Source organism: Paucibacter sp. KCTC 42545 (assembly GCF_001477625.1).
In the GTDB taxonomy this organism is placed as follows: Bacteria; Pseudomonadota; Gammaproteobacteria; order Burkholderiales; family Burkholderiaceae_C; genus Paucibacter_A.
This window is the reverse complement of record NZ_CP013692.1, coordinates 2,416,130-2,430,795: the sequence shown is the minus strand read 5'-3', so window position 1 is coordinate 2,430,795 and position 14,666 is coordinate 2,416,130. Positions and strand designations below refer to the sequence as shown.

15 protein-coding genes are annotated in these 14,666 nt (G+C 64.7%); 5 read left to right on the top strand and 10 right to left on the bottom strand.

Translation table 11 applies throughout. The features are described from left to right. Nucleotides 1-173: 173 nt before the first annotated feature. From AT984_RS10670 to AT984_RS10660, 3 genes are all read right to left on the bottom strand, one after another. Nucleotides 174-1,268 carry a protein-glutamate methylesterase/protein-glutamine glutaminase gene (locus AT984_RS10670; RefSeq protein WP_058720075.1) on the bottom strand — a complete coding sequence of 365 codons (1,095 nt, stop codon included), beginning with the start codon at nt 1,266-1,268 and terminating at the stop codon, nt 174-176. A gap of 26 nt (nt 1,269-1,294) precedes the next feature. Beyond that, entirely contained in the window at nt 1,295-1,927 is a 633-nt protein-coding gene (gene cheD, locus AT984_RS10665; RefSeq protein WP_058720074.1) for a chemoreceptor glutamine deamidase CheD, read from the bottom strand. A 135-nt stretch (nt 1,928-2,062) separates the two neighbouring features. After that, nucleotides 2,063-2,914 carry a CheR family methyltransferase gene (locus AT984_RS10660; protein ID WP_058720073.1) on the bottom strand — a complete coding sequence of 284 codons (852 nt, stop codon included), beginning with the start codon at nt 2,912-2,914 and terminating at the stop codon, nt 2,063-2,065. 314 nt (nt 2,915-3,228) lie between these two features. On the opposite strand from AT984_RS10660, the gene AT984_RS10655 reads away from it, so the two are divergent. The 3 genes from AT984_RS10655 to AT984_RS10645 are packed head-to-tail and all read left to right on the top strand — an operon-like array spanning nt 3,229 to nt 5,152. Further along, nucleotides 3,229-3,897 carry a GGDEF domain-containing protein gene (locus AT984_RS10655; protein ID WP_058722241.1) on the top strand — a complete coding sequence of 223 codons (669 nt, stop codon included), beginning with the start codon at nt 3,229-3,231 and terminating at the stop codon, nt 3,895-3,897. Continuing rightward, on the top strand, nt 3,894-4,736 hold the full coding sequence (locus tag AT984_RS10650; protein WP_058720072.1) for a MinD/ParA family protein: 843 nt from the start codon (nt 3,894-3,896) through the stop codon (nt 4,734-4,736). The genes AT984_RS10655 and AT984_RS10650 overlap by 4 nt, the downstream gene beginning before the upstream one ends. Beyond that, nucleotides 4,733-5,152 carry a group II truncated hemoglobin gene (locus tag AT984_RS10645; protein ID WP_058720071.1) on the top strand — a complete coding sequence of 140 codons (420 nt, stop codon included), beginning with the start codon at nt 4,733-4,735 and terminating at the stop codon, nt 5,150-5,152. The genes AT984_RS10650 and AT984_RS10645 overlap by 4 nt, the downstream gene beginning before the upstream one ends. Here the strand turns inward: AT984_RS10645 and AT984_RS10640 are convergent. The 7 genes from AT984_RS10640 to radC all read right to left on the bottom strand — a co-directional run bounded on the left by AT984_RS10640 (nt 5,149) and on the right by radC (nt 13,154). Next, complete coding sequence (locus AT984_RS10640; protein ID WP_197418298.1) at nt 5,149-6,504, bottom strand: NAD(P)/FAD-dependent oxidoreductase; 1,356 nt, start codon at nt 6,502-6,504, stop codon at nt 5,149-5,151. The two genes, AT984_RS10645 and AT984_RS10640, sit on opposite strands and share 4 nt — an antisense overlap. Next, nucleotides 6,491-7,933, bottom strand: coding sequence for an aldehyde dehydrogenase family protein (locus AT984_RS10635; protein WP_058720070.1), 1,443 nt, complete (start codon nt 7,931-7,933; stop codon nt 6,491-6,493). The genes AT984_RS10640 and AT984_RS10635 overlap by 14 nt, the downstream gene beginning before the upstream one ends. Nucleotides 7,934-7,955: 22 nt before the next feature. Next, nucleotides 7,956-8,852 carry a dihydrodipicolinate synthase family protein gene (locus AT984_RS10630; protein ID WP_058720069.1) on the bottom strand — a complete coding sequence of 299 codons (897 nt, stop codon included), beginning with the start codon at nt 8,850-8,852 and terminating at the stop codon, nt 7,956-7,958. 93 nt (nt 8,853-8,945) lie between these two features. Beyond that, a complete protein-coding gene (locus tag AT984_RS10625; RefSeq protein WP_082679941.1) occupies nt 8,946-9,923 on the bottom strand; it encodes a collagenase in 978 nt (325 codons plus the stop codon). A gap of 39 nt (nt 9,924-9,962) precedes the next feature. Beyond that, nucleotides 9,963-11,546, bottom strand: a complete 1,584-nt coding sequence (locus tag AT984_RS10620) for a dipeptidase (protein WP_058720068.1) — start codon at nt 11,544-11,546, stop codon at nt 9,963-9,965. A 268-nt stretch (nt 11,547-11,814) separates the two neighbouring features. Then, on the bottom strand, nt 11,815-12,483 hold the full coding sequence (locus AT984_RS10615; RefSeq protein ID WP_058720067.1) for a Smr/MutS family protein: 669 nt from the start codon (nt 12,481-12,483) through the stop codon (nt 11,815-11,817). Beyond that, nucleotides 12,480-13,154, bottom strand: a complete 675-nt coding sequence (radC, locus tag AT984_RS10610) for a RadC family protein (protein WP_058720066.1) — start codon at nt 13,152-13,154, stop codon at nt 12,480-12,482. The genes AT984_RS10615 and radC overlap by 4 nt, the downstream gene beginning before the upstream one ends. A 72-nt stretch (nt 13,155-13,226) precedes the next feature. Between radC and AT984_RS10605 the strand changes: the two genes are divergently transcribed. Together AT984_RS10605 and ispH are read left to right on the top strand one after the other, a co-directional pair. Continuing rightward, nucleotides 13,227-13,673, top strand: a complete 447-nt coding sequence (locus tag AT984_RS10605) for an FKBP-type peptidyl-prolyl cis-trans isomerase (RefSeq protein ID WP_058720065.1) — start codon at nt 13,227-13,229, stop codon at nt 13,671-13,673. Nucleotides 13,674-13,686: 13 nt separating this feature from the next. Beyond that, a complete protein-coding gene (ispH, locus tag AT984_RS10600; protein WP_058722239.1) occupies nt 13,687-14,664 on the top strand; it encodes a 4-hydroxy-3-methylbut-2-enyl diphosphate reductase in 978 nt (325 codons plus the stop codon). Nucleotides 14,665-14,666 lie beyond the last annotated feature (2 nt).

Genomic DNA, 14,666 nt, shown 5'->3' with positions numbered 1-14,666 from the left:
CAAAGTGACAGGGTGTTGAAGCTGCCGGCCGAGGGGAGAAAAACAGCGCAGGCGTGAAGAAGTGCCGTGGCGCTGTGGTGATCTTGTGACGTTCTGGCTAGGAGGGATCGCTGGGCGCAGCGCCCAGCTCTCCGTATTCTCTGGTTCTCCCGGGTTTGCCGGCGTTCCCGGATTTAGACCCGGTGGGTCAGGCCCGAGCTACGCAGCTTCTCGATCAAGCGCGGGGCGATCTGGTTCAGCGGCAGCACCTCGTCGGCGGCGCCGGCGGCGATGGCTTCACGCGGCATGCCGAACACCACGCAAGTGGCTTCGTCTTGGACCAGGTTGTAGGAGCCCGCGTCCTTCATCACCTTCATGGCCTTGGCACCGTCCGCGCCCATGCCGGTCAGCATGATGCCCAGGGCATTGGGGCCCACCACGCGCGCGGCGGAATGGAATAGCACCTCGACCGAGGGCTTGTGGCGGTTCACCGGTTCACCGTCTTGCACCCGGGCGATGTAGTTGGCGCCGGAACGCTCGACGCTGAGGTGGAAGCCGCCCGGGGCGATATAGCCGTGGCCCGGCAGGATACGTTCGCCGTCTTGCGCTTCTTTGACGCGGATGCGGCACAGCCCGTCCAGGCGTGCCGCATAGCTCTTGGTGAAGCCGGGCGGCATGTGCTGGGTGATGACCACGGCCGGGCAGTCGGCCGGCAGGTTCACCAGCACGTCTTTGGTGGCCTCGGTGCCGCCGGTGGAGGCGCCGATGAAGATGATTTTCTCGGTCGACAAACGGCCCAGGCTGGCCATGCTCACCGGCTTGTGGGGCGCGGCTGGCGGGGCGCCTGGCGCTGCGGCGGCGGCTGGGCCGGGTGGGGCGCGGCGGATATGGGCTTTGCTGGCGATGCGGATTTTGTCGGTGATGTCATCGGCCAGCAGGCGGATACCATCAGCCACGCCGATCTTGGGCTTGGCGACGAAGTCCACCGCGCCGAGTTCCAGCGCCTTCAGCGTCACTTCGGCGCCGCGCTCGGTCAGCGTGGATACCATCACCACCGGCATGGGCCGCAAGCGCATCAAGCGCGAGAGGAAGTCCAGCCCGTCCATGCGCGGCATTTCAATGTCCAGCGTGATCACGTCGGGGTTGAGCGTGCGGATCATCTCGCGCGCCAGCAAGGGGTCGGCGGCCGCGCCAATGCATTCCATATCGGGCTGCCGGTTGATGATCTCGGTGAGGATGCTGCGCACCAGCGCGGAATCGTCGACCACCACTACTTTTGTTTTTGCCATTTCGTTTCTTTCCGATTCCTGCTGGGTCAGAACAGGTCGACCGAGCCGCCTGTGGCGACCACGGGTTGCGCCTTTTGCGCGGCCAGGCGGTCTTGTTGGACCAGGGCTTCCGTGCTGGCCGGTGCCAGACGCTTGACCATGGCCTTACCGCTGTGAGGCAGGAAGCAGACCTTGCGCGGGTAGATGTCCATCACGTCTTTGGAGACGATGGGGATGCGCTCGGTCTTGAGGTAGTCGATGACGAAGTTGGTATTGCGTTCACCGACGTTGATGGTGTTCATGCCGGCGATCACAGCGCCGCCGCCAAAAATCTTGGCTTCCATGCGGCTCTTGGCCGCACCGCGCTTCATCATCTCGTTGATCAACAATTCCATCGCGAAGGAGCCGTAGCGGCCCGAGTCGCCGGCGCCGTCGGGCAGCATGAAGTGGTTCATGCCGCCGATCTGGGCGTGGCGGTCCCACAGGCAGGCGGCGATGCAAGAACCCAGCGTGGTCATGACCAGCAGGTCTTCGTTGTCAACGTAGTACTCGCCGGGCAGGATCTTGACGGCGGCGTTTTTGAAGTGGGCGTCGTAGAAGAAGAAGGAGGCTTCGCCGGCTTTGCGCTGCACCGACTTGAGCTGCGCCACGCGCGCCGCCCCCGCCGAACTGGACGACATCGCGCTCGCGTACGCACCTGCTCTTGCAGCGGCACCAACTCCGGAAGAGACGGGGGGATTACTCATGGATGTCTATCGGCCTTGAGGTTGAAGTCTTTAGGCGGGCGTCTTGACGTGGCTGCTTGAAGCCAGCGTTCAGACGCGTTCGTAGATGGTTTTGCCTCGCAGGCGGAATAAGTCCTTGGACTCGGTGAAATTCTCCGAATGGCCCACGAACAGCAGGCCGTGGGGACGCATTTCACGGTGAATGCCTTCCAGCACCTTGCGCTGGGTGGGTGCGTCGAAATAAATCATCACATTGCGGCAGAACACCATGTGGAAGGGTTCGCCCAAGTTCCACTGGCGGTCCATCAGATTGAGGGTGCGGAAGTCGATCCACTTCTGCAACTCAGGCTTGACGCGGATGCGCCCGGCGTTGCCGCCCGTGCCCTTCATGAAGAAGTTCCGCAGCCGGGTTTGGTCAAGACCGCGGGCGTCGGCGTTGTAGACGCCACGGCGGCAGGTGTTCAAGACATTGGTGTCGATGTCGCTGGCGGTGATGGAGACGTTGGCGTTGCTGCCCAGCGACTCGCTGCAGGTCATGGCGATGGAGTAGGGCTCCTCGCCGGTGGAGGCGGCGCAACACCAGATCCGCACCGGCTTGCCGGCCAGGGGCTTGAGGTCGTCCTTGAGGGCGTGGAAATGATGCTCCTCGCGGAAGAAGGAGGTCAGATTGGTGGTCAGGCAATTGACGAATTCTTGCCACTCGCTGGTGGCCTGGGTGCCTGTGGTGGATTCCAACCACTGCAGATAGTCCGCAAATGATTTGTGACCGGTGTCACGCAAGCGGCGTGACAAGCGGCTGTAGACCATGGCGTGCTTGCCCTCATGCAGGCTGATGCCCGCATGTTTGTAGATCAGGGCGCGGACGCGGTCAAAGTCGCTTTTGCTGAAACTGAATTCATGGTCAATCGAATCGCCACCAGCGGCATTGGGTACTGCGGACATGGATTGAGCTCGGTTGGTCTCTCTGGCTATCAATTCGGATCAAGGCGCAAAAAACACATCACGATCAAATGACGCCCGTGGGGCGCACAGCGCTTTGCGGGCAAATTGCCTGAGTTCTGGCCTGGATCCGGCTCCGTCACATAGTTTGCATTTGATTCGAGCCAAGCATAGAGCAAACAAGGCCGGCAATGGGCCCTTGTTCACGCCTGGGCCGTGCCTGTGCCGCTGCTAGACTGCTGACGCACAAGCTTGGAACCCCTTTGGAACCTACCCCTCTCACGACATTGCTGGACACCCGCCATTTGCGGCTGGACATGGCTTTGAAGCTGCTGCAGCAGGCCGGTGCCTTGCTGCCCGACAGCGAGCCTTACAGCCAAGCGTGGCTGCAAGACGTCATTGACGCGCTTTGCGACCTCTCGAGCAAAGATGCCTTGACCGGCCTGGTCAACCGCCGCAGCTTCGAAATGGCGCTGTCGCGCGAGGTCGACCGGGTGGCCCGCTCCGGCGAGTCGGCCCTGTTGCTGATGGTGGACATTGATCACTTCAAGGCGGTCAACGACACCTACGGCCACGCCGCCGGTGACATGGTGCTGCGTGCCGTGGCGCAGGCGCTCAACCAAGGTGTCCGTCCCATGGACACCGTGGCCCGGGTGGGGGGTGAGGAATTTGCCATCGTGCTGCCCAGCTGCGCCGCCAGCTTCGGCGCCATGGTGGCCGAGCGCATGCGCGAGCGGGTGTCTGAATTGCAGGTGGAAGTCGCACCTGGACAAAATCTTGCTGTGACGATCAGCCTGGGTGGTGCGTTTGCGCCGCAATGGGTGCGTTCGTCATCGCTGCTATGGATGGAAAGAGCCGACCGCCAGCTGTACCGAGCCAAGGCGGAAGGTCGTAACCGCGCTTGCCTGGAGACCCAAGTCGAGTCCCTGGTCAGCGCCGAGGAAAAGGGCATGTTGTTTGCCGTCACGCAACAGGAAAGCGAATGAGTACGAGCATGGATCCTGCTGCAAGCCCAGTGCCGGTGAACCCCGCCACATCTGTGACCCGCAAACCGGCGCCCCGTGGCCCTGGCGCCCGCACCGTGGCCGTGACCAGTGGCAAGGGCGGTGTTGGCAAAACCTTTGTGACGGCCAATTTGGCCGCCGCCCTGGCTGCACGCGGCGAGCGGGTGCTGGTGCTGGACGCCGACCTGGGCCTGGCTAATTTGGATGTGGTGCTGAATCTGCATCCCAAGCTGACGCTGCACGATGTCTTCACCGAAAAAGCCACGCTGGAGCAGGCGATTTTGCCGGCGCCGGGCGGCTTCCATGTGCTGCTGGCTGGATCCGGCATGGTGGAATATTCGCGCCTGACGCCCGAGGTGCGCGACAAGCTGCTGGACATTGTGGAGGCCGTGCGCCCGCGTTTCGATTGGATCTTGCTGGATACCGGCGCGGGCATCTCGGATGTGGTGCTGTTTGCCGTGTCCATGGCCACGCAAGTGCTGGTGGTCGCCACGCCGGAGCCAACCTCGCTGACCGATGCCTACGCCACCATCAAGGTGCTGGCGACGCAGCAAGACCGCCGCGAGGTGGGTTTGGTGGTGAACCAGACCAACCGGGTCGGCGAAGGTCGCTTGATTTGCGGCCAGCTGCAGCAGGTTTTGCAACGCTTTGTCGGCCCCAAGCCGGGCCAGACCTTCAAGCTGGAGCTGATGGGCGAGGTCAAGATGGATGTGGCAGTGCGCCAGGCCGTGCTCAAACGCCAGCTGGTGTTGGAGCATTTCCCCGGGTCCGACGCGGCGCAGTGCATCAAGGCGTTGGCCGCCAAGCTGCTTGAAAAATGAGCCAGGACAGCACTGAAGCGGCCAATACCGCATTCGCCTGGATCGGTGGCGAGGCCGCCGTGCGCGGCTTGGTTGACCGCTTCTACGACCTGATGGATCTGGAGCCCGGCTACGCCCAGTTGCGCAGCCTGCACCCCACGACGCTGGAAGGTTCGCGCGACAAGCTGCACTGGTTTTTGTGCGGCTGGTTGGGCGGGCCCGACTATTTCGTGGAGCGTTTCGGCCACCCGCGCCTGCGCGCGCGCCACATGCCCTTCAAAATTGGCCCGCTTGAGCGGGACCAATGGATGAGCTGCATGCGGCAGGCGATGGCGGAATGCGCCCTCGACCCGGCCTTGCAGCAGCGCCTGGGTGAGTCCTTCCAGGGCACGGCGGACTGGATGGTCAACCAGCCCGGCGTTAGCAGGGTCGTTTAGCGCCCCGAGAAGCGCCCGGGCCGCAAGGGCTTCAAGTCCAGGCTGGTGCTGCGCCCGGCCACCAACTCCGCCACCAGCTTGGCCGTGGCCGCACTTTGGGTCAGGCCCAGATGGCCGTGGCCAAAGGCGTAGATCACGCGCTGATCTGCCGGGGCATAACCGATGGCCGGCAAAGAGTCGGGCAGCGAGGGCCGAAAGCCCATCCACTGCTTGCCGCCCTGCGCGTTCAAGCCTGGCATGAAGGCCTGGGCCTTGGCCAGCAAGGCGTCGGCGCGCGCAAAGTTGGGTGGCGCCCGCAAGCCGCCCAGTTCCACTGCGCCACCGACCCGAATGCCGCAGCTCAGCGGCGTCACCACAAAGCCGTGGGCGCCGAAGGTGAGTTGGCGGCGCAGCTCAAAGCCCGGCTCGGGCAGGGTGGTGTTGTAGCCGCGTTCAGTTTCCAGCGGAATCTTGTCGCCCAAGCTGGCTGCCAGCTGGTGGGACCAAGCGCCGCCGCACAACACCAGCTGCTGAGCTTGCAGGCTGCCGCCGCCTTGAAGCTGCACGGACACGGCGCGTGGGCCGGCACGCAGACTCAGGGCTTGAGCCTGGCGCAAACGCCCGCCGGCCGCTTGCACGGCCTGGGCCAGGTGCAGGCAGAGCTGCAGCGGGTCGGCAATGGTTTTCCAGCCCGGCACAAAGGTGCCGGCCACCAAACGATCGCTCAAACCCGGTTGCAAGCGCGCCAGCGCGGCCTGGCCATGCAGGTGTTCGAACGCGATACCGTGCGCTTGCCGCAGGGCCCAGCCGGCGGCGCTAGCTTGCCATTCGGCTTCGCTTTCGTAGAGATGCAAGGCGCCGTCTTCGCGCAGCAGGGCCGAGGCCCCTGCCGCGGCCAGCATGGCCGGCGTCTCCTGGGCCGACAAGCGCAGCAGCGCGGCCTGGGCCGTGGTGCTGGCCGCCACTTGGCTGGGCTGGCTAGCGCGCCAGAAGCGCCATAGCCAGGGCGCGATGCGTGGCAGATAGCTGGGCCGCAGGGACAAAGGCCCGAGGGGATCCAGCAGCCATTTGGGCGCCTGCCGCAGGATGCCCGGCGAGGCGAGCGGCAGCACGTCCGAGAAAGCAAAGGCCCCGGCATTGCCCCGGCTGGCCTCGGCGGCCACGCCGCTGCGGTCAATCACCGTGACCTGATGCCCCTCTTGCAGCAAGCGCAAGGCGGTGGCCAGGCCGATGATGCCCGCGCCGATCACCAGCACTTGGGCCGTGTTTTCCTGCGCCGCCAAGGGTGGCGGGGCTGATTCGTTCAGTGCCGGCGAGGGCGGTGTCATCAGGCGCGTCAGCCAATCCCGGTCCCGGGCTTCAAGCCGAGACATAACTGGTCTTCACCGTGGTGTAGAACTCGGCCGCATAACGGCCTTGCTCGCGCGAACCGAAGCTGCTGCCCTTGCGGCCGCCGAAGGGCACGTGATAGTCCACGCCAGCCGTCGGCAGGTTGACCATCACCATGCCCGCCTGGGCATTGGCCTTGAAGTGATTGGCCAGCTTGAGGGAGTTGGTGCAGATGCCTGCCGCCAAGCCGAACTCGGTGTCATTGGCCATGGCCAGTGCGGCCTCGTAGTCCTTGACGCGGCACACGCTGGCCACCGGGCCAAACACTTCCTCGCGGTTGATGCGCATCTCGGGGCTGGTGTCGGTGATCAGGGCCGGGCTCATGTAGAAGCCGGTGGTCGCGCGCTGCAAGCGCTCGCCGCCGCAAAGCAGGCGCCCACCTTGATCTTGGGCGATGGCCACATAGGCCAGGTCCAGTTCAAGCTGGGTCGCGTCGACCACCGGGCCGATCTGCGTGCCGGCTTCCAGCGCATGGCCGACCTTCAAGGCCGCCAGCGCTTCGCCGCAGGCGTTCACGAAACGGTCGTGAATGCCTTCGGTGACGATGAAGCGGCTGGACGCGGTGCAGCGCTGGCCGGTGGAGTAGAACGCGCCTTGCACCGCGGCATTGACGGCCAGACCCAGGTCGGCATCGTCCAGCACGACCAGGGGGTTCTTGCCGCCCATCTCCAGCTGCAGCTTTTTCAGCTTGGCCCCGCAGGCCGCCGCCAGGCCGCGCCCGGTGGCGACCGAGCCGGTGAAGCTGATGGCGTTGACCAGCGGGCTGTCGACCAGGCGCGGGCCCACGACCGAGCCGCGCGCGAACACGAGGTTGAACACGCCGGCGGGCAGGCCCGAGCGCGAAATGATCTCGGCCAAGGCCCAGCTGCTGCCCGGCACCAGATCGGCGGGCTTGAACACCACCGCATTGCCATACGCCAGGGCCGGGGCGATCTTCCAGGCGGGGATGGCGATGGGGAAGTTCCAGGGCGCGATCAGCCCCACCACGCCCACTGGCTCGCGCCGGACATCGATTTCAATGCCGGGCCGCACCGAAGCCAGCAACTCGCCGGCCTGGCGCAGTGCCTCGCCAGCGAAGAACTTGAAGATGTGGCCGGCCCGAGTGACCTCGCCAATGCCCTCGGGCAAGGTTTTGCCTTCTTCCCGCGAGAGCAGCCGGCCCAATTCCTCGCGGCGCGCCAGGATCTCGCTGCCGATCTGGTCCAGCACATCAAAGCGCTGCTGTGGCGTGCTGCGCGCCCAGGCTGGCGCGGCGGCGGCCGCGGCGGCGATGGCCTGGTCCACCGCACCCTCGCCTACATGATGGGCATGCCCGATCAGGTCGCTGGTGTCCGAGGGGTTGATATTGGGCTGGGCGAAAGTGGCTTGGGCTGTGGCCAGCCATTCGCCACCGATGAAGCTATTGAAATCCATGCTGCGCTCGCGGGTCAAAACATCAGGCCAGGGTAGGCAGGGTGGGGCGCTTGGCCAAAGCCTGGCGCACCAGGGCTTCGACGCGGGCGCGCTGCTCACCGGCCAGCGGCAGGCGCGGGGCGCGGACGCGGTCGTTGGAATCGATCACCAGCGCTTCCACCAGCTTGAGGTTCTGCACCAAATAGCTGGACACATCCAGATCCAGCAGCGGGCGGAACCAGCGGTAGATGGCCAGGGCCTCGTCGTAACGCTTGGCTTGCATCAGCTTGTAGATGGCTACGGTTTCCTTGGGGAAGGCCACCACCAGGCCGGCCACCCAGCCCACGGCGCCGACGGCCAGGGCTTCGAAAGCCAGGTTGTCCACGCCGGTGAAGACGTCGTAGCGCGAGCCCAGGCGGTTGATGATTTCGGTGCTGCGGCGGATGTCGTCGCTGCTTTCCTTGACGGCGACGAAACGCGGGTCATCGGCCAGCTCTTCCAGGATGTCGGTGGTGACATCCACGCGGTAGGCCACGCGGTTGCTGTAGATCATGATGGGCAGATCACCGGCGGCGGCAATGGCGCGCAGGTTCGCCACGGTCTCGCGGTGGTCGGTGTGATAGATGGTGCTGGGCACCACCATCAGGCCATCGGCGCCGGCTTCGGCCGCTTTGCGCGCCAGGGCGCATGCGTCGCGGGTAGAGGCTTCGGCCACGGTCAGGATGGCGGGCTTGCTGCCGCTGATTTGCTTGGCCGTCTTCAGCACGGCCACGCGCTCTTCGTGCGAAAGCATCGGGCCCTCGCCCAAGGAGCCGCAGGCGATCAGGCCGTCACAGCCAGCGTCCATCTGCAGCTGGAAGCAGCGCTCCATTTCGGGGAAGTCGAGTGAACCGTCAGCGTGGAATTTGCTGGTTACTGCGGGGATGACGCCTTGCCACATGGGGAATCCTTGTTGGGAGTGGATGAAAGTGAGAGACAGAGACAGAGAGAGGTCAGAGGAACTCAGGGAGAAGTAGGTACAAAGCTCGCGGGATCAGTGCGCGGGCTTGGCTTGCGCGTTGTCGGCGCCGGCCGCGCCTGCAGATGTCGCGCCGGGCTGAATCTGCTGCAGCCATTGGCTGAACTCGCCATCGAAGCGGCTGCCCCAGCCGCGCAGCAGGGCCTGGTAGCGCGGATAGTCGCCGCGGCGGGTGAAGCTCAGCATCTGTTCCAGCTCGGCCCGGTGGCGCTCCATCATGAAACGCACGGCCAGATAGCCCCAGCTGTAGACGCGCGGCGAGCCGCCATTGCTGATGTAGCCGGTGTCGAATAGCTCGCTCAGCGCATAGCGCTTTTCATCGAGGGCCAGGGCCACCGCCTTGGGGTTCTTGTCGCCGTGAGCGATGTATTCGGCGATGCCTTCGGTCCACCAGACCAGATAGGGCGTCAAGGGCGCTGGCTTGGAGCAGTTCTCGGGTGCGTCGTGGGAGTCGTGCAGATTGGCGCAGAAGTCGCCGTAGAGGTTGTAGCGCCCGTCCAGATAGTGCACAAATTCGTGGCCCAGATTGAGCACCGTGCCGTCCTTGTTCTGGTTGGCCACAAACTCGGCCTGATTGCCGGCGCGGTCGGGCAGACCTTCCAGATACATGCCGCCGTTATTGGTGGGCATATTGAAATGCGCACCGGCGTGGCGTTTGAAGGCATCGCTGGAGGCGTAGATATTGGCGCGCAGCGAGTCATTCAGGTCATGCGCAACGGGCTTGCCTGCTGTTTGAAACAGCTGGTGAAAGCGCAGCTCGATGGCGGCCAGGTCCTGGCAGATGGTGGCCTCTTGCGCGGGCAGCAAGGCTTGCGAGCGCAGGCTCAGGCTGGCGCTGCAACGGTGTTGGCGGCTCAGGATTTGCTCGACCGGCGCAACGCCGCTCTCGCTGGCTGCCGGGTTGCTCACTGGGTTCGTCGCGGGCGCGATGCCGGCGCAGCCCGCCAGCCATGTGGCGCCTAGCAGGGCCAGAAATCGATGGGTGAGTTGCATATTCAAAATCAGCGGCTCCTGGGCAAACAGCGGCCGGGCTCAGGTGTTGCGGGTATGGGTCAGCGCCACGATCAGGCGGTTGCGGATGCCGATGTACGAGCCCGGAATAGCGGCGCCTTCGCGCAGCACAAACTCGGTGATCATCTGCTGGCGCTGGTGCTGATCTTTTGGTGCAGGCATGGCCTGCAGCTGCGCATCCAGCGCCTGCCAGCGCGCATGCAGCTCGGCCTCGTAAGGGTCGCGGATCGCCTTGAGCAGCGGCAGCGCTTTTTGGTAGGCCAGCTGCATCAGGTTGTCGACGAAGTCGATGCACCAGCGGGCCGAGGTGTCGCTGTACTGCGCCGGGTCGTACTCGCAAAAGCTGTCCGGCATGCTCAGGGTGCCGATGGGGCAGGGCAGCCAGGTGCTGACATGCGGGTTGTGCAGCGCCACCCAGTAAACCCCGGCCATGTCCTCAGGCAAGCCGCTGCGCAGCTGGCAGATCACGGCATAGAAACCGAAGTGTCGCGCCACCGTGCGCCGGGGCGTCAGCTTAAGCAAGCGCCGCAGCTCCGGTGTGGGGAAGGGCGTGGCCAGCGGGCTTTTCTCCAGCCCGCCTTGCTCATTCATCACATACCACTGCGGCTGTTCGCTGATGTCGTAGATGGTCTGCTCGAAGGTCGAGCGGTGGAAGGCCATGAGGTCCTGCAAGGACAGCGGCTTCTCTGGCCGAACCGACAGCGGGTAAATGGACAGCGGCTCCACCACTTGCGAGTACGCGTCCAAGGTGCGATAGCGGTTCTCACCCAGTTGGCGCTCGGGCCAGGCGCGCAGCGAGGGCGCGACCTGGCTGTAGAACAACCACAGGCGCGCTGTGGCCCATTCGCGCGGCAGGGGGATATAGGCTTCTTGCCAGTCGAAAGGCCGGCCGGCTTGTGGATCGAACCAACCGCGATCCGCGGCAAAGCGCTCGACATGGGCGCAGGCCAGGGTATCTTCGCGATCGTCCAGCTTGAGATCGCGCAACACGCTCCAGTTGGCGGCCACCATCACATGGTCATCAGGCATGCGGCGGGCGGCCCAGATGGCGCCGGGCTCGCCGCTGGCGCGGGTCCAGCCCTTGCCTACGCCCAGCACCTCCATCACCCAGATCTCCTCGGTGTCGCCGATGCACAGCAACTCACTGCCTTCGCCGCAGGAACACAAAAAGCCGTAGCGCTCCATTAGCTCGCCAATCAGCGCAATCGCTTCGCGCGGGTGGCGGCAGCGTTGCAAGGCGAACACCATCGCTTGCTCGATGGTCATGATCTGCTCACCCTCGCCGCGCAGGCAGCGCAGCTCGGGCCGTTGCGAGGTGGTGCTCTCGACGATGGCCAGCTGATGCTCGTTGATGTGCGAGTAGGCGGAGTGGAAATAAGCGTAGGTGTGGGCCACCTGCTCGATCTCGCCGATCACCTCGCCGTAATGCGTCAGGTCAGCGGAGAAGCTGTCTTGGATGCCGAAGTAGACGGGCGCCTTGGCACCCGGCGCATGGTCGGCCGCAGGCACTTTGCGGATGCGCGAATCGCGCCCGGTGTCTGAATGGCTGAGCAAGGTGCTGCCATCCGCACTGGCGAGTCGTCCGACGGCGATGACGGTACACATCAATAAACCTTGCGCTTTCTGGTGCTGCTGAGGCGAGCCGCGTCGGTCGCGGGCCGCTGTCGAAAATTTGTATACCGATAATATATTAAGAAATTGGGCGCAGTCAAACGTCGACATGCGGCAGTGGCCGTGATGCCGTCAACCCGTTGTTGAGTTTGGGGTCGAGGAGGGCGACAAGCGCTGTCAGATCTAGCTGAAGCGTAGGCGGCTCAAGCTGCTATCAGCCTGCGCCTCGCGCTTCTGATTGCTCGTTGCAGGCGTGGGCGACTCAGCCCTTGCTCTGGCTGCTGCCTTGCAGCAAGACCATCAGCGCGCCGCAGCCGCCATCGCTGGCGCGAGCCTGCACAAAGGCCAGCACCTGTTCTTTTTGCACCAGCCAGCGCCTGACCTTGGTTTTGAGCACCGGCTCGCGGCCGGGCGAGCCATTGCCCTTGCCGTGCACCACGCGGACGCAGCGCAGGCCGCGGCGGGCGCTGTCTTGCACGAAAGTGCCCAGGGCTTCGCGCGCCTGGTCGCGGCGCAGGCCGTGCAGGTCCAACTGGGCTTGCAGGCTCCAGTGGCCGCGCCGCAGCTTGTTGAGCACCTCGGGCGGGATCTCGGGGCGGCGGAAGGACAGGGTGTCGTCGGTCTCCAGCAACGAGTCCACATCAAAGTCGTCCGACAAGGCCTGCAGCAAGGCCTGGCGTTCATCGGCCTCTCGCTGCAAGGGCAGGGCCTCGGGCTTGGCCAAGCCGTGCTCGGCGCGGCTGGCATGGTTCAGCGGGGTGACTTGGCCCACACTCAGCTCGAAGATGCGCCGCTCCTGCTCGGCCAAGCGGCGGGCGGCCGCCAAGCGTTCGCGCCGTTCTTCTTCGAGCTTGCGGGCCAGCGCCAATTCACGCTGCAGCTGTTTGAGGTCTTGCAGGCTGTGCCAACTGTTGGGGGCTTTGTGGCTCATATCAGGCCCCGCTCGGCCAGGGAAATCACCTCGCCGCAGCCCACCACCAAATGATCCAGCACCCGCATGTCCACCAGGGCCAGGGCATTCTTGAGTGCCTGGGTCAGCAACTCGTCGGCGCGCGAGGGTTCGGCGGCACCCGAGGGGTGGTTGTGCGCCAGGATGACCGCGGCGCAGCCCAGATCGAGCCCGCGCTTGACCACCTCGCGTGGGTAAACAGAGGTTTGTGTGAGTGTGCCTCTGAACATTTCTTCCATGGCGATGAGGCGGTGCTGGGCATCCAGAAACAGCACGCAAAACACCTCGTGCGAGAGGCCGGCCAGCTTGAGTCGCAGGAATTGTTTGACCGCATCTGGCGCATCAAACACCGGGCGCTGGGCCAATTCCTGCAGCAGCGAGCGGCGGGCGATCTCCAGCACCGCGGCAATCTCGGCCCGTTTGGCCGGCCCCAGACCCTTGACGCGGGCCAGATCAGCCACCTTGGCGTGCAGCAAACCATGCCAGCCGCCGAACTGATCCAGCAGGCTTTGGGCCAGCTGCAGCACCGGCAAACCCTGGATGCCGGTGCGCAGCAGCAGGGCCAGCAACTCGGCATCTGCCAGGGCTTGGGGGCCACGGGCCAGGAGCTTTTCACGCGGTCGGGCGTCGGGAGGGAGGTCGCTAAGAGGCATGTTGCGGCAGTGCGCAGAAAGAGTGGGGCGAGCTGGCCCTAAAATCCGTTCAGTCTAGCCAATATTCTCCCAATGAATCCCACCGTTCAAGCCGCCTCCTTTCTGACCTTGCATTACCGCTTGGCCGGCCCCGATGGGGGCGATGTGATCAATACCTTTGCTGACAAGCCCGCCACGCTGACGCTGGGCACGGGCGAGTTGTCGCCGGCCATTGAGGCGCGCTTGCTCGGCCTGGCCGAAGGCACGCGCACCCAATTTGAGCTGGCGGCGGGCGAGGCCTTTGGCGACCGCAATCCCGAGCTGCTTCAGCGCGTCAAGCTGAGCCTGCTGCGTGAGCTGGGCGCTGCCGACGAGGACTACAAGGTCGGCGATGTGGTGCAGTTCCCCACGCCCGACGGCCAAGCCAGTTATGCCGGCGTGGTGCGTGAGGTCGACGCGGAAGCCTTGCTGTTTGACTTCAATCACCCGCTGGCTGGCCAGCCGGTGAGCTTTGAAGTCCATGTCATCGGGGTGCTGTGAGATGAGCCAAGAGATGAATCAAGACTTGCAGCCTCAAGAAGTCATCCTGGCCGAACCGCGCGGCTTTTGCGCCGGTGTGGACCGGGCGATCGAGATCGTTGAGCGTGCCTTGCTCAAGTTCGGCCGCCCGATCTATGTGCGTCACGAGATCGTGCACAACACCTATGTCGTCAATGATTTGAAGGCGCGCGGCGCCATCTTCATCGAAGACTTGGCCGAGGTGCCGCCTGGCGCCACCCTGGTGTTCAGCGCCCACGGCGTCAGCCAGGCGGTGCGGCAGGAAGCGGCGCAGCGCGGCTTCCAGGTGTTCGACGCCACTTGCCCGCTGGTCACCAAGGTGCATGTGGAAGTGGCCAAGCTGCACCGCGAGGGTTATGAGTTCATCATGATCGGCCACAAGGGCCACCCCGAGGTGGAAGGCACCATGGGCCAGCTCAGCGAAGGCATCTATCTGGTCGAAGAGGTGGGTGACGTGGCCCATGTGCGCGTTAACAATCCCGCCAAGCTGGCCGTGGTGACGCAAACCACCTTGAGCGTGGACGACGCGGCCGAAATTCTGGCGGCCGTGAAGCAGCATTTCCCGCTGGTGCGCGAGCCCAAAAAACAAGACATCTGCTACGCCACGCAGAACCGCCAAGACGCCGTCAAGGTGATGGCGCCGCAAGTGGACGTGGTGATCGTGGTGGGCAGCCCCACCAGCTCCAACAGCAACCGCCTGCGCGAATTGGCGCAGCGCCTGGGCACACCCGGCTATATGGTGGACAGCGCGGAAGAAGTGCAGGCCGAGTGGCTGGAAGGCCGTGCCAAAGTGGGCCTGACCGCTGGGGCCTCGGCGCCCGATGTGCTGGTGCAGGCCGTCATCAAGCGCCTGCGTGAGCTGGGCGCCACAACGGTGCGCAGCCTGCCGGGCGTGGAAGAGCATGTGCGCTTCCCCCTGCCCATGGGCCTGGGCGACAAGTCGATGGCCGAGGTGAGTGCCTCCCGCTCCTGAGC